The organism is Robinsoniella sp. RHS, from assembly GCF_001029355.1.
GTDB lineage: Bacteria > Bacillota > Clostridia > Lachnospirales > Lachnospiraceae > Robinsoniella > Robinsoniella peoriensis.
The window spans coordinates 1-19,737 of the sequence record NZ_JNGB01000012.1 but is presented as its reverse complement, the minus strand read 5'-3'; the positions used below and the strand labels follow the sequence as shown (position 1 = coordinate 19,737).

General features: G+C 41.4%; 22 protein-coding genes. All 22 read left to right on the top strand.

Annotated elements, in window-relative coordinates; all coding sequences use genetic code 11:
- Positions 1 to 195: 195 nt before the first annotated feature.
- Positions 196 to 909, top strand: coding sequence for a ribonuclease III (rnc, locus tag RHS_RS06085; RefSeq protein WP_027294147.1), 714 nt, complete (start codon positions 196 to 198; stop codon positions 907 to 909).
- Positions 900 to 4,460, top strand: coding sequence for a chromosome segregation protein SMC (gene smc, locus RHS_RS06080; RefSeq protein WP_047832643.1), 3,561 nt, complete (start codon positions 900 to 902; stop codon positions 4,458 to 4,460). Before rnc ends, smc begins: the two co-directional genes overlap by 10 nt.
- 150 nt (positions 4,461 to 4,610) lie before the next feature.
- The gene (gene ftsY, locus RHS_RS06075) at positions 4,611 to 5,552 is read left to right on the top strand and encodes a signal recognition particle-docking protein FtsY (protein WP_027294145.1); all 942 of its coding nucleotides are present in this window, start codon (positions 4,611 to 4,613) and stop codon (positions 5,550 to 5,552) included.
- 14 nt (positions 5,553 to 5,566) lie between these two features.
- On the top strand, positions 5,567 to 6,778 hold the full coding sequence (gene ilvA, locus RHS_RS06070) for a threonine ammonia-lyase (RefSeq protein WP_027294144.1): 1,212 nt from the start codon (positions 5,567 to 5,569) through the stop codon (positions 6,776 to 6,778).
- A gap of 13 nt (positions 6,779 to 6,791) precedes the next feature.
- On the top strand, positions 6,792 to 7,490 hold the full coding sequence (locus RHS_RS06065) for a phosphatase PAP2 family protein (RefSeq protein WP_027294143.1): 699 nt from the start codon (positions 6,792 to 6,794) through the stop codon (positions 7,488 to 7,490).
- Between the two features lie 51 nt (positions 7,491 to 7,541).
- A complete protein-coding gene (locus RHS_RS06060) occupies positions 7,542 to 8,621 on the top strand; it encodes a lysylphosphatidylglycerol synthase transmembrane domain-containing protein (protein ID WP_044295989.1) in 1,080 nt (359 codons plus the stop codon).
- Entirely contained in the window at positions 8,612 to 9,232 is a 621-nt protein-coding gene (locus RHS_RS06055; RefSeq protein WP_044295990.1) for a phosphatidylcholine/phosphatidylserine synthase, read from the top strand. The genes RHS_RS06060 and RHS_RS06055 overlap by 10 nt, the downstream gene beginning before the upstream one ends.
- A gap of 159 nt (positions 9,233 to 9,391) precedes the next feature.
- Positions 9,392 to 10,252 carry a phosphatidylserine decarboxylase gene (locus RHS_RS06050; RefSeq protein ID WP_047832653.1) on the top strand — a complete coding sequence of 287 codons (861 nt, stop codon included), beginning with the start codon at positions 9,392 to 9,394 and terminating at the stop codon, positions 10,250 to 10,252.
- 65 nt (positions 10,253 to 10,317) lie between these two features.
- Positions 10,318 to 10,644: a YlxM family DNA-binding protein gene (ylxM, locus tag RHS_RS06045; protein WP_027294139.1), complete on the top strand. Its 327-nt coding sequence runs from the start codon at positions 10,318 to 10,320 to the stop codon at positions 10,642 to 10,644.
- 3 nt (positions 10,645 to 10,647) lie between these two features.
- Positions 10,648 to 11,994: a signal recognition particle protein gene (ffh, locus tag RHS_RS06040; RefSeq protein ID WP_027294138.1), complete on the top strand. Its 1,347-nt coding sequence runs from the start codon at positions 10,648 to 10,650 to the stop codon at positions 11,992 to 11,994.
- Positions 11,995 to 12,030: 36 nt separating this feature from the next.
- On the top strand, positions 12,031 to 12,276 hold the full coding sequence (rpsP, locus tag RHS_RS06035; RefSeq protein WP_027294137.1) for a 30S ribosomal protein S16: 246 nt from the start codon (positions 12,031 to 12,033) through the stop codon (positions 12,274 to 12,276).
- Between the two features lie 16 nt (positions 12,277 to 12,292).
- Positions 12,293 to 12,520, top strand: a complete 228-nt coding sequence (locus tag RHS_RS06030) for a KH domain-containing protein (protein WP_027294136.1) — start codon at positions 12,293 to 12,295, stop codon at positions 12,518 to 12,520.
- Positions 12,521 to 12,655: 135 nt separating this feature from the next.
- A complete protein-coding gene (gene rimM, locus RHS_RS06025) occupies positions 12,656 to 13,162 on the top strand; it encodes a ribosome maturation factor RimM (RefSeq protein ID WP_047832642.1) in 507 nt (168 codons plus the stop codon).
- A gap of 3 nt (positions 13,163 to 13,165) precedes the next feature.
- On the top strand, positions 13,166 to 13,903 hold the full coding sequence (gene trmD / locus RHS_RS06020) for a tRNA (guanosine(37)-N1)-methyltransferase TrmD (protein WP_027294134.1): 738 nt from the start codon (positions 13,166 to 13,168) through the stop codon (positions 13,901 to 13,903).
- A 172-nt stretch (positions 13,904 to 14,075) separates the two neighbouring features.
- Complete coding sequence (gene rplS / locus RHS_RS06015) at positions 14,076 to 14,423, top strand: 50S ribosomal protein L19 (RefSeq protein ID WP_027294133.1); 348 nt, start codon at positions 14,076 to 14,078, stop codon at positions 14,421 to 14,423.
- 71 nt (positions 14,424 to 14,494) lie between these two features.
- A complete protein-coding gene (gene lepB / locus RHS_RS06010) occupies positions 14,495 to 15,079 on the top strand; it encodes a signal peptidase I (RefSeq protein ID WP_044289375.1) in 585 nt (194 codons plus the stop codon).
- Positions 15,080 to 15,094: 15 nt separating this feature from the next.
- On the top strand, positions 15,095 to 15,946 hold the full coding sequence (ylqF, locus tag RHS_RS06005) for a ribosome biogenesis GTPase YlqF (RefSeq protein ID WP_027294131.1): 852 nt from the start codon (positions 15,095 to 15,097) through the stop codon (positions 15,944 to 15,946).
- Positions 15,947 to 15,984: 38 nt separating this feature from the next.
- Positions 15,985 to 16,563: a signal peptidase I gene (gene lepB, locus RHS_RS06000; protein WP_047832641.1), complete on the top strand. Its 579-nt coding sequence runs from the start codon at positions 15,985 to 15,987 to the stop codon at positions 16,561 to 16,563.
- A 102-nt stretch (positions 16,564 to 16,665) separates the two neighbouring features.
- Positions 16,666 to 17,232: a signal peptidase I gene (lepB, locus tag RHS_RS05995; RefSeq protein ID WP_027294129.1), complete on the top strand. Its 567-nt coding sequence runs from the start codon at positions 16,666 to 16,668 to the stop codon at positions 17,230 to 17,232.
- A gap of 15 nt (positions 17,233 to 17,247) precedes the next feature.
- Entirely contained in the window at positions 17,248 to 18,009 is a 762-nt protein-coding gene (locus RHS_RS05990) for a ribonuclease HII (protein WP_047832640.1), read from the top strand.
- A 13-nt stretch (positions 18,010 to 18,022) separates the two neighbouring features.
- Positions 18,023 to 18,379, top strand: coding sequence for a YraN family protein (locus RHS_RS05985; protein ID WP_047832639.1), 357 nt, complete (start codon positions 18,023 to 18,025; stop codon positions 18,377 to 18,379).
- Between the two features lie 59 nt (positions 18,380 to 18,438).
- A complete protein-coding gene (gene pgeF / locus RHS_RS05980) occupies positions 18,439 to 19,302 on the top strand; it encodes a peptidoglycan editing factor PgeF (protein WP_047832638.1) in 864 nt (287 codons plus the stop codon).
- Positions 19,303 to 19,737: the final 435 nt, after the last annotated feature.

Sequence of the window (19,737 nt, the reverse complement as noted above, 5' to 3'; positions counted from 1 at the left end):
AAGCAGCACCCTTTGTTGTATAAATACGTTTTATTTATTACCGCCGCAGTGAATGCGGCACAGGAGGATAATGTGAAGTTTGCTTCACATGCGCTTTATTACAGCCGCAGTAAATGCGGCATAGGAGGATAATGTGAAGTTTGCTTCACATGTGCTTTATTACAGCCGCAGCAAATGCGGCACAGGAGGATAACTATGAAATCAACCAGAAAATTAGCAGAACTGGAGAGCAGGATCGGATATAAGTTCCACAATTTCGATCTTCTGGTACAGGCCATGACTCACAGTTCTTATGCAAATGAGCATAAAGCCGCCAGGATGAAAGATAATGAACGCCTTGAATTTTTAGGTGACGCAGTGTTGGAAGTTACCAGCAGTGAGTTTTTATTCCACAATTATCCGGATCTGCCGGAAGGGGATCTGACAAAGCTTCGTGCAAGTATCGTCTGTGAGCCCACTCTTGCCCTGTGTACGAAAGAAATTGAGCTGGGCAGTTATTTACAGCTTGGTAAAGGTGAAGAGCATACCGGAGGCCGTCATCGTGATTCTATTGTGTCTGATGCCATGGAAGCCCTCATAGGTGCCATTTATTTAGATGGTGGTTTTGCTAATGCAAAAGAGTTTATTTTAAAGTATATAATGAAAGATATTGAAAATAAGCAGCTCTTTTATGATAGCAAGACTATCCTGCAGGAAATAGTACAAAGAGATTTTAAAGGTGATGAGATCGTGTATACCCTGACAGGGGAAGAAGGCCCTGACCATGATAAGAAATTTATTGTAGAACTGCATATCGGTGAAAAAAATGCAAGCCAGGGAATTGGACGTACCAAGAAAGCTGCTGAGCAGGAAGCGGCCTATCGCGCCATCATCGACTTGAAAGGAAAGACAAAAGAGATATGTACTTAAAAAGCATAGAAATCCACGGCTTCAAATCTTTTGCCAACAAAATTGTCTTTAAGTTTCACAATGGTATTACCGGTATCGTGGGACCAAATGGCAGTGGTAAGAGTAATGTTGGCGATGCTGTCCGCTGGGTATTGGGTGAGCAGCGTGCAAAACAGCTGCGTGGTGCCAGTATGCAGGATGTTATCTTTTCAGGAACGGAAAACAGGAAACCTATGGGGTTTGCATCCGTTGCCATTACGCTGGATAATGAAGACCATCAGCTGCCCATTGATTATAATGAAGTAACCGTAACCAGACGCGTATACCGTTCCGGCGAAAGTGAGTATCTAATCAACGGTACCACCTGCCGTCTGAAAGATGTCAATGAGCTTTTTTACGATACCGGTATTGGTAAAGAAGGATATTCCATTATCGGACAGGGACAGATTGATAAAATTTTAAGTGGAAAACCGGAAGAGCGCAGAGAACTTTTTGACGAAGCAGTAGGTATTGTAAAATATAAACGCCGGAAACTGGCCGCCCAGAAAAAGCTGGAAGATGAGAAGCAAAATCTGGTTCGTGTTAACGATATACTATCCGAATTAACGAAACAATTAGGGCCCCTTCAGAGACAGGCTGAAACCGCGAAAATCTATCTGAAGAAAAAAGAAGAATTAAAGACGGTAGATGCCAATATGTTTTTAATGGAGATGGACCGCATCAAAGCCCAGCTTCGGGAAATAGAAGAAAAGATCTCCATTTCCAATCAGGATCTGCAGTCCACAAAAGCCAATTATGAAAGTGCAAAAGTGGAGTACGAGCGGATAGAAAAAGAAATGGAAGAGTTAAGTGCTAAGATCGAGGAAGAAAAAGAACGCTCCAATAAAAACCAGTTGTTAAAACAGCAGTTAGCCGGACAGATTAATGTCTTAAAAGAGCAGATTAATACGGCAAAGCTAAATGGTGAACATTTACAAAACCGTATCCTGAGCATACAAAAAGAATTGGATGGAAAAACACAGCAAAAAGACTCGCAGCAGACAGAGCTTGGTCTTCTAAAAGAACAGCTGGATAAATTCCAGGCTGTAGAAGTAGAAAACAAAGCGGTCGGCTTAAAGCTCCAGGAAAATACCGGTATTCTGGAAAGCCATATTGAAGAGGGCAAGAACCAGATTATTGATTTATTGAATAAGAGAGCATCTACAAAAGCCAAGCTGCAGCGCTATTCCACAATGATTGAACAGATCCAGATCCGAAAAGCAGAACTGAGCCAGAAAATCCTAAAATTAAAAAGTGAAGAATCTGAGCAGGAAGAATCTCTTGCTGCATATCAGAAGGATTACATGGAAGTTTCCGCCCGTATTGATGCTTTAAGTGAAGAAAGTACAAAGTATGATAATGAAGTAACCGAACTGCAGCAGATCCTTTCCCAGCAGAATGAACAAATGGAAACCGGGCAGACCGCTTACCATAGGGAAGCATCCCGTTTGGAGTCCTTAAAAAATATTACCGAGCGATATGATGGATATGGCAACAGCATACGGCGCGTTATGGAACAAAAAAACCGGGAAACGGGAATCATGGGCGTTGTTGCAGATATTATTAAAGTGCAGAAATCTTATGAAACCGCAATCGAAACCGCTCTGGGCGGAAGTATCCAGAATATTGTTACCCAAGATGAACATACAGCAAAACGTATGATTGATTTTCTAAAACGGGGCAAATACGGACGGGCTACCTTCCTTCCTCTGACAAGCATTGGCAACCGAAATGGATTCACTAATGAGAAAGCTTTAAAAGAACCCGGAGTCATTGGACTGGCAAGTTCTCTGGTAGATGTAGAAAGCTGCTATGAAGGGCTTGCAAAATACCTGTTGGGCAGAACCGTTGTAGTTGACCATATTGACAATGCAATTATCATAGCAAAAAAATATCAGCATACCCTTCGTATTGTTACACTGGACGGAGAATCCCTAAGTCCCGGAGGATCTATGACCGGTGGTGCATTTAAAAATTCCAGCAATCTTCTCGGACGAAGAAGAGAAATTGAAGAATTAACGGAAAGTGTTGCACTTTTAAAGAATGATATGGAAGAACTCCAGAAATCCATTGACGTGAACCGTGATAAACGGCGCATCCTGCGTAATAAAATTGTAGAGCTGAAAGACAGCCTGCAAAAAGAGTATATCGTCCAGAATACGGCGAAAATGAAGATTAAGCAGATGCAGAGCCGCAACACGGAAACAAAATCCGGATACGCCCAGTTAAAACGGGAATCTTCCGAAATCGAAGCACAGATTTCAGACATACGGATAGAAGAATCGGAGATCCAAAAAGAACTGGAAGAATCTGTATCCCTGGAGAAGAAAACAGAATCTCTGATCCTGGGACTTCAGAAGGAACTGGAAGTCAAGAAACAGGAGCAGGATGCACATAATAGCAAGTCAGAAGGAATCCATCTTGATCTGGCTAATTTAAAACAAAAAGAAGAATTTATACATCAAAATATATCACGTATTAACCATGAGATGAAATCCTTACAGGAAGAGCGGGAATCTATTAAAAATGATATTCTGGAAAATGAAAAGGATATTCAAAAGAAAGCCCATGATATACGGGAGATAGAAATATCCATTGCAAAAGCTTCGGAACACGAAGGCGAATCGAACGGCCAGGTAAAAGAGTGGATGGAGAAAAAAGACAGCCTTTATACCAGTCACAAGTCTTTCTTTGCCAAACGGGAAGAGCTGTCTGAACGCATGGCAATGCTGGATAAAGAAAATTTCCGTCTGGCAAGCCAGCTTGAGAAGCTGGAAGAGAGTAAGGAAACCCAAATCAATTATATGTGGGAAGAATATGAACTGACGGTAAGCACCGCTCATGAATTTAAAGACGTTTCTTATGAAAACCAGGGGCAGCTGAAAAAGGCGATTCAAATCCTCAAATCTGATATCAAAGGTCTTGGTTCCGTTAATGTCAATGCCATTGAAGATTTTAAAGAATTGTCTGAGCGCCATGAATTCCTCAGCACACAACATGATGACCTGATTAAGGCAGAAGAAATACTGCTTGGCATCATAGAAGAACTGGACAGCGGAATGCGCGCCCAGTTTAAAGAAAATTTTGCCATTATCCAGGCAGAATTTGACAAGGCATTTAAACAGCTGTTCGGAGGCGGCAAAGGCAGCCTGGAACTGGTGGAAGATGAAGATATTCTGGAGGCGGGCATCCGCATTATTTCCCAGCCGCCAGGTAAGAAGCTGCAGAATATGATGCAGTTGTCCGGCGGTGAGAAAGCATTGACAGCAATTGCCCTTCTCTTTGCCATTCAGAAACTGAAGCCATCACCTTTTTGTCTTCTGGATGAAATTGAGGCAGCGCTTGATGAGTCAAATGTTACCAGATATGCAAAATACCTTAATAAGTTGACAACGAATACACAATTTATTATTATTACACATAGACGTGGTACAATGGAAGTTGCGGACAGACTGTATGGTATCACTATGCAGGAAAAGGGTGTATCCGCACTGGTATCCGTTAATTTAATTGAAGATGAGCTAGATAAGTAGGAGAGTGGCAGTATTGCAGGCAAGCCTGTAATATGCAATGGGAATAAGGTTGAAAGAAAATTTTGATATAGAAAGGATGCCACGGTGATTCTTTCAACCTGTTTTATTGTGGCAGTATTGCAGGCAAGCCTGTAATATGCAATGGGAATAATTATGGAAGAAAAGAAAGGGTTTTTTAAACGGCTTGTGGAAGGGCTGTCAAAAACCAGGGCTAATATTGTTGCTGGAATTGACTCCATTTTCAGTGGCTTTTCCAGTATCGATGACGATTTTTATGAAGAGATAGAAGAAATTTTAGTCATGGGTGACCTGGGTATTAATGCCACTACCGCTATTATCGAAGATTTAAAAGCAAAAGTGAAAGAGCAGAAAATCAAAGAACCTTCCGAATGCAAGCAGCTGCTGATTGACAGCATCAAAGAGCAGATGGATGTAGGTGAAACAGCATATGAATTCGAAAACAAACAGTCAGTGGTGCTGGTTATCGGTGTAAACGGCGTTGGAAAAACCACCAGTGTAGGAAAATTGGCCGGTAAATTAAAAGATCAGGGGAAAAAGGTAATTCTGGCCGCAGCAGATACATTCCGTGCCGCAGCAGGAGAGCAGTTAACCGAATGGGCAAACCGGGCAGGTGTGGATATTATCGGCGGACAGGAAGGTTCTGATCCGGCTGCTGTTGTATATGATGCTGTGGCATCAGCGAAAGCAAGGCATGCGGATGTGCTGTTATGCGATACGGCAGGCAGGCTTCACAACAAGAAAAACCTGATGAATGAATTGGGTAAGATTAACCGTGTGCTTGAGCGGGAATATCCGGAAGCTTACCGTGAAACACTGGTAGTACTGGATGGCACCACCGGACAAAACGCATTGGCACAGGCAAGGGAGTTCAGTGAAATTGCGGACATTACTGGTATTATTTTAACAAAACTGGATGGGACAGCCAAGGGCGGCATTGCAGTTGCAATCCACTCTGAACTTGGTATTCCCGTGAAATACATTGGTGTGGGAGAAAGTATTGATGATCTTCAGAAGTTTAATGCAGATGAATTTGTAAATGCATTATTCAACGTACAAACCCCGGCAAATTAGAGAAAGGCGACAAAATGTTAACGTTAGATAAGTTTGAGGAAGCTTCCGAGGCAGTGAAGCAGGTTACACAGGAGACAAAACTGGTTTACAGCCAGTACTATTCAGAACAGACCGGCAACAAAGTATTTTTTAAGCCTGAAAATATGCAGCGTACAGGAGCATATAAAATCCGCGGCGCTTACTATAAAATCAGCACATTAACCGACGAAGAAAGAAATAAAGGGCTTATTACTGCCTCTGCAGGCAACCATGCACAGGGTGTGGCATATGCTGCAAAAGCATTTGGTGCTAAAGCAGTAATCGTAATGCCAACCACCACACCGCTCATTAAGGTAAACCGAACCAAAAGTTATGGTGCTGAAGTTGTATTATACGGAGACGTATATGATGAAGCATGTGCCCATGCATATGAACTTGCCAGCGAGCACGGCTATACTTTTATCCACCCGTTTGATGACCTGGCTGTAGCCACAGGGCAGGGAACCATTGCTATGGAAATCGTACAGGAACTGCCTCTGGTAGATTATATCCTGGTTCCGATCGGGGGAGGCGGACTGGCAACGGGAGTATCTGCCCTTGCCAAACTTTTAAATCCCAATATCAAAGTAATCGGAGTTGAACCAGCCGGTGCCAATTGTATGCAGGCTTCCCTGGATATCGGGAAAGTTACTACCATGCCCAATGTTAATACCATAGCAGACGGTACAGCCGTTAAAACACCGGGTGAACAATTATTCTCATATATTCAGAAAAACCTGGATGGAATCATTACCGTAGATGATGATGAATTAGTGGTAGCATTCCTTGATATGGTCGAAAACCATAAAATGATTGTAGAAAACTCCGGCCTTCTCACTGTAGCTGCTTTAAAACATATGGATGTGAAAGGCAAGAAAATCGTATCCATTTTAAGCGGCGGTAATATGGATGTTATTACCATGTCTTCTGTCGTACAGCTGGGATTAATCCAGAGAGACCGGATCTTCACCGTATCCGTACTGCTTCCGGACAAACCGGGAGAACTGGTGCGCGTTGCCACTGTAATTGCAGAAGAGCAGGGTAATGTCATTAAACTGGAGCATAATCAGTTTGTAAGTACGAATCGCAATGCAGCCGTGGAATTGAAAATTACGCTGGAAGCTTTTGGTACGGAACATAAAAACAACATCGTAGACGCACTGAAAAAGAACGGTTATAAGCCTAAGCTTATCCGTCCAAACCTGTAGGAGCTTGAATTACATGTATAGGTGGCTTAAAAAATATGTAGATCCCTGGGCAAAACTCTATTCTATCATACCCTTGGTATCCTGTTTTGTCCTAAACAGTGTTATTTACTTTGGAACACAGCATTTGTGCAAAGACTGGTATCACTATGATTTTACTCTGTCAATCGACCGGATGCTTCCATTTAAACCGGGCTGGGTTTGGATTTACGTGATCTGTTATTTATTCTGGATTGTGAATTATATCATAATAGGACATCTGGGCAGGGATTCGTTATATAAATTTGTAACTGCTGATATGTCCTCCCGTATTGTCTGCATGCTGTTCTTCGTATTGCTGCCAACCACAAACGTGCGGCCTGAGCTGATCGGAGACAGTTTAAGCGTACAACTGCTGGGCTGGGTGTATAAAATGGATCTTCCAATGAACCTCTTTCCTTCCATACACTGCCTGGTAAGCTGGTTCTGTTATATTGGTATCCGGGGCAATAAGCAAGTCCCCAAATGGTACCGTATTTTTTCATGTCTGTTTGCAATTGCAGTCATGATTTCCACGCAATATACGAAGCAGCATTATATTATTGATATATTCGGCGCAGTTGCCCTTGCTGAAATTGCTTATTATTTAAGCAGCAAATATAAATATTATGAGTTTCTTAAGAAAGTTTTTGGAAAAATAAATTGTAAGATACGCAAAATATTGATAGAATATTGATAAATTTATTCTATAATTATCCAGAGGATAATTTAGAAAAGAGGGAAATGCGTGGAATTTTTAAAGAAAAACAAAAAAAACATACTTCAGATCCTGTTTCTTTTTGCTCTTTTGGGCTTTACATTTTATGAATTGTTTAAAGGACAGGAACTGGGTGCCATATGGGAAACCATAAAAATGGCAAAAAAGGGATATATCTGGTTTGGTATTGCCCTGGTAATCGTATTTGTCTGCAGTGAATCGGTAATCATCCACTATATGATGAACTCGCTGAATAAGAAGATCCCTTTACGAAATTGTGTGAAATACAGTTTTATCGGATTTTTCTTCAGCTGTATTACCCCTTCCGCTTCAGGCGGACAGCCAGCTCAGATCTATTATATGAGCAAAGATAAGGTGGAAATCCCAGTTGCATCACTTGTACTGATGATTGTCACCGTTACTTATAAATTCGTATTAGTATTAGTCGGGCTGGTACTGATCATCGGATTTCGTCCGCTGGTGGATAACTACATGAAAGATACAGTATTTTTCTTATATCTGGGACTGATATTAAATGTAGGATGCGTGGCACTGATGTTTATCTTAATATTTCTGCCAAATTTCACAAAAAAGCTAATGCATTTAGGTCTGCATATTTTAGAAAAGGTCCGTATTTTGAAACACAAACCGGAAAGAACAGAACGTCTTTCAAGCGCTATGGATAAGTACCGGGATTCCGCCTATTATTTCAGAGATCATAAGCTGGTTGTTTTCAATGTGATTCTGATTTCCATCTTCCAGCGGTTTTGTCTGTTCTTTTCAACTTATTTTGTATACCGGGCATTCGGGCTTCACGAATTCAGCGCTTTTGAGATCGTCACCTTACAGGCAACTATTTCTATTTCTGTAGACATGCTTCCGCTGCCGGGTGGTATTGGAGCAAGCGAAGCGTTATTTATGTCTATATTTAAACCAATTTTTGGTCCGGCATTAATTTTATCGGGAATGCTGTTAAGCAGAGGTATCAGTTACTATGCACTGCTGATAATCAGTGCACTTGTAACCATTTATGCCCATATCAGCATTACTAGAGCAGCCGTGAAAAGAGAAGCGGCAAAGAGGGAGAAGGATAATATACCATGTGGATAGGATTTTATAATTATACGGTTATTTTAACATATTTAGGACTGATCAGTTCTGTATACGGAATGACAGAAGCATTGGATGGCCGTTTTACGACGGCAATTGCCTGTCTTGTAATATCCGGTATCTGCGATATGCTGGATGGTAAAGTTGCCCGTACCAGAGAACGGACGGACGATGAGAAAAGATTTGGAATTCAGATTGATTCCCTTTGTGATTTGATTTGTTTTGGTGCATTTCCTGCATTTCTGGGATATGGGCTGGGACTTCGGGGGTTCTGGGGAACAACGGCCATGTGTCTCTATGTACTGGCAGCTGTAATCCGCCTTGGATTTTTCAATGTTATGGAAGAAAAGAGACAGCAGGAGACCACAGAAGCCCGCAAACACTATCAGGGTCTTCCCGTAACATCTATCGCAATTATTTTTCCGGTGGTTTATCTCTTGCGTCCAAGTTTTGGACAGCAGACATATCTGCGGATACTGATCTGGGTAATGCTGCTTGTAGCATTTCTGTTTGTCAGTAAAATAAAAGTTTATAAACCAGGAAATAAAATGATGATCGTTATCATTGTAGCGGGAGTCATAATACTTGGCAAGCTGTTACACTTCTATTAAACACGCTCTTGCCGAACAACATTTTAAGAAAGATATGCAATAGGTGGTAAGGTTGAAAGAAAATGATGAAGTAGGAAGGAAGCCACGCTGTGATTCTTTCAACCTGTTTTATTTGTGGCAGTATTGCAGGTACGCCTGCAATATGCGATGGGTGTAAAAATGAAATACATCGACCGAAAAGGAAAACTATATGAAAACGAGGAAACGCAGGATAAAATCCTGCGTAAACTTTATGCTTCCCTATGGGGAAGATTATTGTTAAAACCTCTGATCCGTCCCGGATTTTCCGAATTAGCCGGAAAATTTCTGGATACCGGGGCATCCAGATGCATTATTAAGCTTTTCATACAAAAGAATAACATCGATATGTCACCATATGAACCCAGAGAATATCATTCTTTTAATGATTTCTTTACCCGTGAAATCAAACCGGAAGAACGGATGATTGATTATGACGAGACGCATCTGGTAAGTCCTGCTGACGGTAAAATCAGTGCTTATCATTTGGGTAATACCAATCGATTCTTCGTCAAGAACACCTGTTACACCATATCCTCATTATTACAAAACCAAAAGCTGGCAAAACGTTATAAAAACGGAGCAGCGATTATCATTCGGCTAAGCGTTGACGATTATCACCGTTATTGCTACCCCTCGGATGGTTTGAAATCCTCCAACTATTACATTCCCGGAGTACTTCATACGGTACAGCCGGCAGCCTGTGAAACAGTACCGGTTTATAAAGAAAACCAGCGGGAATATACGCTGATTAAAACCCGCTGTTTCGGTACACTTCTCCAGATGGAGGTAGGTGCGCTCCTGGTTGGACGCATTAAAAATTACCAGCAGGAAGGCTTTGTGAAAAAAGGACACGAAAAAGGGAAGTTTGAATACGGCGGTTCTACAATTATACTGCTTGTAGAACCGGATAAAGTTAAAATAGCACCAGAATTTTTTGAAAATACAGAGAACGGATATGAGACTTTCATTAAGATGGGAGAGTGTATCGGTAAAATTTAATTTTGTCAAGAAAAAATACTTGACAAGAATAACTTTATCGTATATGATAATCAAGGTGATTACAAATGGAAAAATTTGTGGAACAAACTTTATTATATGATTTTTACGGTGAGCTCCTGACGGAACATCAGAGAAATGTCTATGAAGATGTGGTTTTAAATGATCTGTCCTATACGGAAGTCGCGGAGGAGCAGAATATAAGCCGGCAGGGTGTACATGATTTGATAAAAAGGTGTAATAAGATTCTGGATGATTATGAGAACAAATTACATCTGGTTGAAAAGTTTTTGTCTGTGAAGGAAAAAGTAGAGCAGATTCATGCGCTTTCAAAAGGACAGCAGGGGCATGAGGAGATTGAAAGAATATCCAATGAGATATTAGAGGAGTTGTAATCTATGGCATTTGAAAGCTTATCAGATAAACTGCAGAATGTCTTCCGCAATTTACGAAGTAAGGGACGGCTGACAGAAGCAGATGTAAAGACTGCATTAAGAGAAGTAAAGATGGCTTTATTAGAAGCAGATGTAAGCTTCAAGGTTGTTAAGCAGTTCATCAAGGCTGTTCAGGAAAGAGCAGTCGGACAGGATGTTATGAACGGCTTGAATCCGGGACAGATGGTTATTAAGATTGTAAATGAGGAACTGGTTAAGTTAATGGGTTCCGAAACTACGGAGATCGCACTAAAACCCGGTAATGAAATTACAGTCATTATGATGGCCGGACTTCAGGGTGCCGGTAAAACCACAACAACGGCAAAGATTGCCGGTAAATTAAAGTCAAAAGGCCGAAAGCCATTGCTGGCAGCCTGCGATATCTATCGCCCGGCAGCAATCCAGCAGTTACAGATAAATGGTGAAAAGCAGGGTGTGGAAGTCTTCTCTATGGGAGACAAACAGAATCCTGTAAATATTGCAAAAGCCGCTATTGAACATGCGAAAAGCAAAGGATTAAATGTTGTAATCCTGGATACGGCAGGACGTCTTCATATTGATGAAGACATGATGAATGAACTGATTCATATCAAAGAAGCAATTCATGTTGACCAGACAATTCTGGTTGTAGATGCCATGACCGGTCAGGATGCCGTAAATGTATCCGAAATGTTTAATGAGAAGATTGGTATTGACGGCGTCATTGTAACCAAGTTAGATGGTGACACCCGTGGTGGTGCCGCATTATCTATAAAAGCAACCTGTGGTAAACCGATCTTATACGTCGGCATGGGTGAAAAGCTCTCGGATCTGGAACAATTTTATCCGGAGCGTATGGCTTCCAGAATATTGGGCATGGGTGATGTGATGTCACTGATCGAGAAGGCACAGGCCAATATCGATGAAGAAAAAGCCCGGGATATGGAACAGAAGCTGAAAAAAGCACAGTTTGGATTTGACGATTACTTAGAAAGTATGAATCAGATGAAAAACATGGGTGGAATATCCAGTGTATTAAGTATGATGCCTGGATTCGGCAGCAAAGCCAAAGATATTGAAGGAATGATCGATGAAAAGGATATGGCAAGAAAAGAAGCAATGATTCTTTCCATGACACCGAAGGAACGTTCCAATCCGGATATCCTGAATCCATCCCGCAAAAAAAGAATTGCCGCTGGTGCCGGAGTTGATATCAGTGAGGTAAACAAACTGGTAAAACAGTTTGACCAGGCAAGAAAAATGATGAAACAGTTCCCTGGCATGATGGGAGGCAAAGGTGGTAAAAGAGGTAAGTTCAAACTTCCTTTTTAACATATATTGAGAATAAACCAAGGAGGTGAAAGACAAATGGCAGTAAAGATTAGATTAAGAAGAATGGGACAGAAAAAAGCTCCTTTCTATAGAATCGTAGTAGCTGATTCCAGATCACCAAGAGATGGAAAATGTATCGAAGAACTCGGTACTTACAATCCAAACATCGAGCCTAGCGAATTCAAAGTTAATGAAGAATTAGCTAAAAAGTGGCTTGCTAACGGTGCTCAGCCAACAGAAGTAGTTGGTAAACTCTTCAAAATAGCTGGTATCGAAAAGTAGAACAGAGGTGAACGTGATGAAAGAATTAGTAGAAGTAATTGCAAAGTCTCTCGTTGAACATCCGGAAGAAGTAGAAGTAACTGAAAAAGAAACCGGCAAGTCTATTGTTGTAGAATTAAAGGTTGCTCCATCCGATATGGGTAAAGTTATCGGCAAACAGGGACGTATTGCGAAAGCAATCCGTTCTGTAGTCAAAGCTGCAGCTTCTAAGGATGATAAGAAAGTGATTGTGGACATCCTGTAGCTTTTGCTATAAGATTTCATAACGGTCAGGCCTCGTGAAAACGGGGCTTTTCTTACTTTATAAAAAAGTACGGTTTCACAGATTATTTTTAATAGAGAAGAACCCTCCAATTTTAACAAATGAAAGGAAGAGAAAATGGAAGATTTATTACAGGTTGGCATCATTTCCTCCATGCATGGCTTACGGGGCGAGGTAAAGGTATTTCCAACTACCGATGACCCGAACCGGTTCAAAAAATTAAAATCTGTCATTCTGGATACCGGAAGAGAAACAATGGATCTGCAGATCGAACAGGTAAAATTCTTTAAGCAGTTTGTAATCCTGAAATTCAAAGAATACAACGATATCAATGAGGTGGAAAAATTTAAAGGAAAAGGGTTATTTGTAACCCGGGAAAATGCCGTAAAGCTTAAACCAAACGAATACTTCATTGCTGATATGATCGGAATGCAGGTATGTAACGATGACGGAAAAGAACTGGGTATCCTTACCGACGTATTGGAAACCGGAGCAAATGATGTCTATGTGGTAGAAACTCCGGACCGGAAAGAAATTCTCCTTCCAGCCATTAAAGAATGTATCTTAAACGTTGATATCCAGGAACGGAAAATGGAAGTACACTTAATGGAAGGATTGGTGTAACCTATGAATTACCACGTATTGACCTTATTTCCTGAAATGATTCAGGACGGTTTAAATACCAGTATCATCGGGCGCGCAATGGAAAAAGGACTGATTTCCCTGCAAACCACCGATATAAGGGACTATTCCACCAATAAACACCATAAAGTAGATGATTATCCATATGGAGGCGGTGCTGGAATGGTAATGCAGGCAGAGCCTGTATATGGTGCCTGCAAGGCCGTTTCAGAGAAAATAGGATACCGCCCCAGAGTGATCTATCTAACCCCTCAGGGCAGCGTATTTAACCAGACTATTGCAGAAGATCTGGCAAAAGAAAAGGATCTGGTCTTTCTCTGCGGACATTATGAAGGAATTGATGAGCGGGTATTAGAAGAAGTCGTCACAGACTATCTCTCCATTGGTGACTATGTCCTTACCGGCGGAGAACTGCCCGCAATGGTCATGATAGATGCCATTTCCAGACTGGTACCCGGCGTTTTAAACAACGATGAATCTGCACAGTTTGAGTCTTTTCAGGACAATTTGCTGGAGTATCCCCAGTATAGCCGTCCCGAGGAATGGAATGGCAAAATAGTTCCGCCGGTTTTACTGTCCGGCCACCATGCCAATATAGAAAAGTGGCGGAGAGAGCAGTCTGTCATACGCACAGCCCTGCGCCGTCCAGATCTGTTGGACAAGGCTCAGCTCACAAATTCTGAACTGGAATTAATCAGCAGAATATCAGAGCCGGAAGCGTAAATATTGTCCCTATTCTTTAGGATTTATTAAAGAATTTTCTTAAGGATTTATTAAAGAATTTTATTTGACATAATCCAACAAACATGATAAAATAAATAGCGTTGTGAGAAAAGAGATGGTCCTCTGTTACAGACAGTATTAAGAACATCCGATATAAATAAGGAGGCACACAATGAACGATATTATTAAGAACATCGAAGCAGCTCAGTTAAGAGCTGACGCACCAGAATTTAACGTTGGTGATACCGTAAAGGTATATGCAAAGATCAAAGAAGGAAGCCGCGAAAGAATTCAGGTTTTCGAAGGAACTGTTTTAAAGAAACAGGGCGGAAGCAATAGAGCTACATTTACTGTTAGAAAAAATTCTAACGGCATTGGTGTGGAAAAAACCTGGCCGCTTCATTCCCCAAGCGTGGAAAGAGTCGAAGTAATCAGAAGAGGTAAAGTAAGACGTGCAAAACTGAATTACTTAAGAAACCGTGTTGGTAAGAGAGCCAAGGTAAAAGAGTTAGTAAAATAATGAAATGAACCAGGGACAAATACTTAGGTAATTGTCCCTATTTTCTACTAGAGGCAATTGTGAGGTGCATTATGCGAAAAGAACGTGCAAGGAGCAGAGGGGATCGCCAAGGGGAAAAGAAAGAAACGAATACACTAAAATCTATCTTAGGATGGACATTCGAAATCATTGTAGTTATTTTATTTGCATATATCCTGGTATTTTTCTTTGGACAAGTACGGACAAACATCGGTCAGTCTATGGATACGACCCTGTCCGGGGGAGACAAAGTCCTGATTAATACCCTAGCGTATAAACTGGGTGGGCCTTCCAGAAATGACATTATATCATTTAAGCCAAATGGCAGCAAGACCAGCCACGCTTATATCAAACGCGTAATCGGACTTCCTGGAGAAACTATCCAGATTAAAGAAGGCATGATTTATATTAATGACAAGGTATATCTGGAAGATGCGGACTATCCATCGATCAGCAATACCGGTCTGGCTGATCAGCCCATCGTTTTGGGTTCTTCTGAATATTTTGTTTTGGGAGATAACCGCAACAACAGCGAAGACAGCCGCTACGCAGATATTGGCAACGTCAATATTGACGATATCGAAGGCAAAGTCTGGCTTCGTGTCTCACCAGCCAGTGAGTTTGGTTTCGTGAAGTAGAAAGGGCAGAAATTTATGAATTATCAATGGTATCCGGGTCATATGACAAAAGCCAGACGTATGATGCAGGAAGATATAAAATTAATTGATCTGGTTATTGAGCTTGTAGATGCCCGGATTCCACTAAGCAGCAGGAATCCGGATATCGATGAACTTGGAAAAAACAAAGCCAGACTGATTCTTTTAAACAAAGCAGATCTGGCAAATGAGAAGCAAAATGAATTGTGGTCGGCATATTTTAAAGAGAAGGGTTTTTTTGTCGTCAAAGTCAATTCCAAAAACGGTACCGGTATCAAGGCTATTAATGGCGTTATACAGGAAGCATGCCAGGAAAAGATAGAACGTGACCGCCGAAGAGGCATTAAAAACCGTCCGGTCAGAGCAATGGTGGTTGGGATTCCCAATGTAGGAAAGTCCACTTTTATTAATACCTTTGCAGGTAAAGCCTGTACCAAAACAGGTAATAAACCTGGTGTAACAAAGGGAAAACAATGGATCCGTTTAAATAAAAACGTAGAACTTCTGGACACTCCTGGAATTCTATGGCCAAAGTTTGAAGACCAGACAGTGGGCCTTCATCTGGCAATGGTCGGATCCATTAAAGATGAAATTTTAAATGTAGATGAATTAGGCATACAGTTGATTCACTTTTTGAAAGAGCACTATAAGGGAGTGCTTGCAGAAAGATATGAATGTGATGAGTCCGGTACTGATGTAGAAGTATTGGAACAAATCGCGGTAAACAGAGGCTGCCGCTTAAAGGGAAATGATTTAGATTATGCAAAAGCAGCTTCCACAGTAGTTGAAGATTTCAGGAGTGGAAGATTGGGGAAAATCACTATTGAATTTCCGGAAAGAAAAGTTTAAGATTAAAGGGACAAGAGTATAAAGAAAGTGGTGACGGAATGTCAAAAGGGGAAAATAAAGAACCGGGCGGTGAAGAGCCGTCCAGGAGCGTAGTGCGTGAACTTTTAAGCATGTTGATGTACATAGTGATCGTTCTCGTGCTGGCATTTGTAGTGATACATTTTATAGGACAACGTACCCAGGTTAGCGGTCCTTCCATGATTCCGGCTCTGGAAGATAAAGATAATCTGATTGTTGATAAATTAAGTTACCGTTTTCAGGATCCAAATCGTTTTGATATTATCGTCTTCCCTTATTATTATGAAGAGGAAACGTATTATATCAAACGGATTATCGGACTTCCCGGAGAAACGGTACAGATTAACAACGGAACCATCTATATCAATGGCGAAGTACTGGAAGAAAGTTACGGAAAAGAAGTGATGCAGGACAGCGGAATCGCCGAAGATCCAATTGTTCTTGGCGATGATGAGTATTTCGTAATGGGGGACAACCGCAATCAAAGTAAAGACAGCAGGGATCCCCATGTAGGCAATATAAAGCGTTCCGATATTATCGGACGCGCATGGGTAAGAATCTGGCCTTTCAGCAAATTTGGTGTACTGAAACACCAATAAAATCATAATGTTTGGAATAAGCCGGAAATGAGCAGGTGTAAAAGTCTGCCATTGCCGGCTTTGTTTAATATATACTAATAAGTAAAGGAAGCGGTGGACAGCATGAGTCAGAAAAATACTGAGGAAAACAAGGAGAGAAGCATGTTAAGGGAGCTTTTAAGTATGTTACTATATATAGCCATTGTATTAGTAGTAACATTTTTAATTGTTCATTTTGTAGGACAGCGTACACAGGTGGACGGATCCTCTATGTATCCCACACTGGAAAACCGGGACAATCTGATAACCGATAAGATTACATACCGTTTCAAAGATCCGGAGAGATTCGATATCATTGTATTTCCTTATCAGCACGCAGACCATACCTACTATATCAAACGAATTATCGGACTTCCGGGAGACACCGTGCAGGTCATAGACGGAAAAGTTTACATCAATGGTGAAGATTTAAATGAACATTATGGCAGAGAGACTATCGATGATCCCGGAACGGCTGCAGAACCGATCACTCTTGGCGATGATGAGTATTTCGTAATGGGTGATAACCGCAATAACAGCTCTGACAGCCGTGATCCCAATGTAGGGCTTATCCACAGAAAGGATATTATCGGCAGGGCATGGCTTAGAATCTGGCCATTCAGTAAATTCGGATTCTTGAAGCATCAATAGAAAACAGAGGTATTTATGAATAAAAAAATATCAGAGATAAAAGAAGAATTTGAGCATGCCGGATCAAAGGAGCAGCTTTTGCAATTAATGGAAACCTATGCTCCTGATACAAGGACCGGTGTGATCAGTCTGATCAAACGCTATCAGAAAAAAATGGATGCTCTGGAAGCCGAAAAGCAGCGTCTTGAAAAAATGATGGAATATGAGAAAGAATATGAATACATCGGATATGCCTGCGGCATCGACGAAGCCGGAAGAGGACCTCTGGCAGGTCCCGTAGTTGCCGGTGCCGTTATCCTGCCGCAGGACTGCAGAATCATGTATCTCAACGACTCTAAGCAGCTGAGTGAAAAGCGGCGTGAGGAATTATTTGATGAGATTATGGAGAAAGCTCTTGCAGTTGGCGTGGGAATGGCAGGCCCTTCAAGGATTGATGAAATCAATATACTGCAGGCCACCTACGAAGCCATGAGAACCGCAGTATCAAAGCTGTCCATGGTTCCCCAGATTCTTCTTAACGATGCGGTTACCATTCCGGGCATTACGATACCACAGGTACCCATCATCAAAGGAGATGCCAAAAGCTTATCCATCGCTGCGGCAAGCGTAATCGCCAAAGTAACCAGGGACCGGCTCATGAAGGAATATGATGCTGTTATGCCGGAATATGGTTTTGCATCCCATAAAGGATATGGTTCAGCCACCCATATCGCAGCAATAAAACAGTATGGTCCATCTGCAATACATAGAGCTACCTTTATCAAAAATTTTATCTGACAGGAGATTTTGATTGAATAAACGTGTTATTGGTACCATAGAGGAAGACAAAGCCGCTGCCTATTTACAAGCGCAGGGCTTTGTTTTATTAGAACGCAATTACAGATGCAGGATAGGAGAGATAGATATCATCGCAGCCGATGGTTCCTATCTTGTTTTTGTAGAAGTAAAATATCGAAAAGACAGCGGGAGAGGTACATCTCTGGAAGCCGTCAATTACCGAAAACAGGCTGTAATCTGCAAGGTTGCCCGCCATTATCTTATGGTACACCACAAGGCGGAAGATACACCCTGCCGTTTTGATGTAGTTGGCATCGACAACCATAAGATCACACTGATTAAAAATGCATTTCCTTTCCAGCTTACTTAAGTTCGTACTTCAGAACCAGAAGTCAGTAAATTCCATCTCAAAAAGGAGGATATCACATTATGAATATCAAAAGAACCGGAGGCCACGTGATTTGTACGGTTAAAAACGAAACTACTGTACCATTTCTTTCTTTTCCCATGCTGGAAGATACGGGTGTCACCATACATGGCTTCTCTACCCGCCTTGGGGGAGTCAGCAGGGATCATCTCACCAGTATGAATCTCAGCTTCTCCAGAGGTGATAAGGAAGAGAACGTTCGTGAAAATTTCCGCCGTATAGGGGAATCCATCGGCTTTTCCTGTGAAAATCTGGTATTTTCCGATCAGACCCATACCACTAACGTAAGAGTCATCACAGAAGAGGACCGGGGAAAGGGATTTGTGAAGCAAAGAGATTACAGCGATATTGACGGTATGATTACCAATGTACCGGGGCTGGTTCTGTCCACTTTTTATGCCGATTGTGTTCCCCTTTTCTTCGTGGATCCGGTTAAAAAGGCAATCGGACTGTCTCATTCCGGCTGGAAAGGAACCGTAGGTAAAATCGGCAGGGTAACCGTTGAAAAAATGACGGCTGAATATGGTTCAGATCCAAAAGACATATTTGCAGCAATCGGTCCTTCCATTTGCCAGGACTGCTATGAAGTCAGCGAAGATGTTATCCAGCAATTCAGGAAAAATTATGATCCGGCCTTATGGGATTCCTTGTTCTATAAAAAAGCAAACGGCAAGTACCAGCTAAACCTCTGGAAAGCAAATGAATCTGTATTTCTGGAAGCCGGAATCATAAAAGAACACATCAGCATAACCGATATCTGCACCTGCTGTAACCCGGAAATCCTGTATTCACACCGTGCTTCTCAGGGAAAGAGGGGAAACCTTGCCGCTTTCCTGGCTCTTAAGACTGCACCCAAGCAGCTATAAAAAAGCCTTAAGCACAGCATACGCTGCCCGAACCTATTGATTGTTACAAAAATGTAAGGTTAAAAACCAAAATGTAAGGTAAATCCATAGCAACAGCCGCCTTCTTCTTTTATAATAGACTTAAATGGAAAACACGTAAACTTTTACAGAAAGAAGGAGGGTTATAATGAAAAGTTTTCTTCTCACTGCGTTAAGTGCAACATTTGGATTTATCGGATTTTTATGGGTAGCATCAAAAGCTCTGCATATCCTGCTATACCTGATTGATCAAAAAATTGTACGATGACAACTGATACATATGAATTATTAAAACCAGACCTTATATTCATACAATGAAAAAATGAATATAGGATCATTATCTGTCATTATATTGACAAGATCGCTGTCATAATTATATAAACGCAAAAATAAAAATGGCCTTTCACAGCCATTTTT

Bases quoted from the DNA above. Each gene is read 5' to 3' on its own strand.
- RHS_RS06050 (WP_047832653.1), top strand. From the start codon at position 9,392: ATGAAATACATCGACCGAAAAGGAAAACTATATGAAAACGAGGAAACG.
- rnc (WP_027294147.1), top strand. From the start codon at position 196: ATGAAATCAACCAGAAAATTAGCAGAACTGGAGAGCAGGATCGGATAT.
- RHS_RS06030 (WP_027294136.1), top strand. From the start codon at position 12,293: ATGAAAGAATTAGTAGAAGTAATTGCAAAGTCTCTCGTTGAACATCCG.
- trmD (WP_027294134.1), top strand. From the start codon at position 13,166: ATGAATTACCACGTATTGACCTTATTTCCTGAAATGATTCAGGACGGT.
- smc (WP_047832643.1), top strand. From the start codon at position 900: ATGTACTTAAAAAGCATAGAAATCCACGGCTTCAAATCTTTTGCCAAC.
- ylxM (WP_027294139.1), top strand. From the start codon at position 10,318: ATGGAAAAATTTGTGGAACAAACTTTATTATATGATTTTTACGGTGAG.
- ffh (WP_027294138.1), top strand. From the start codon at position 10,648: ATGGCATTTGAAAGCTTATCAGATAAACTGCAGAATGTCTTCCGCAAT.
- rpsP (WP_027294137.1), top strand. From the start codon at position 12,031: ATGGCAGTAAAGATTAGATTAAGAAGAATGGGACAGAAAAAAGCTCCT.
- lepB (WP_047832641.1), top strand. From the start codon at position 15,985: ATGTCAAAAGGGGAAAATAAAGAACCGGGCGGTGAAGAGCCGTCCAGG.
- RHS_RS06055 (WP_044295990.1), top strand. From the start codon at position 8,612: ATGTGGATAGGATTTTATAATTATACGGTTATTTTAACATATTTAGGA.
- ilvA (WP_027294144.1), top strand. From the start codon at position 5,567: ATGTTAACGTTAGATAAGTTTGAGGAAGCTTCCGAGGCAGTGAAGCAG.
- lepB (WP_044289375.1), top strand. From the start codon at position 14,495: ATGCGAAAAGAACGTGCAAGGAGCAGAGGGGATCGCCAAGGGGAAAAG.
- RHS_RS06065 (WP_027294143.1), top strand. From the start codon at position 6,792: ATGTATAGGTGGCTTAAAAAATATGTAGATCCCTGGGCAAAACTCTAT.
- RHS_RS05990 (WP_047832640.1), top strand. From the start codon at position 17,248: ATGAATAAAAAAATATCAGAGATAAAAGAAGAATTTGAGCATGCCGGA.
- lepB (WP_027294129.1), top strand. From the start codon at position 16,666: ATGAGTCAGAAAAATACTGAGGAAAACAAGGAGAGAAGCATGTTAAGG.
- pgeF (WP_047832638.1), top strand. From the start codon at position 18,439: ATGAATATCAAAAGAACCGGAGGCCACGTGATTTGTACGGTTAAAAAC.
- rplS (WP_027294133.1), top strand. From the start codon at position 14,076: ATGAACGATATTATTAAGAACATCGAAGCAGCTCAGTTAAGAGCTGAC.
- ylqF (WP_027294131.1), top strand. From the start codon at position 15,095: ATGAATTATCAATGGTATCCGGGTCATATGACAAAAGCCAGACGTATG.
- rimM (WP_047832642.1), top strand. From the start codon at position 12,656: ATGGAAGATTTATTACAGGTTGGCATCATTTCCTCCATGCATGGCTTA.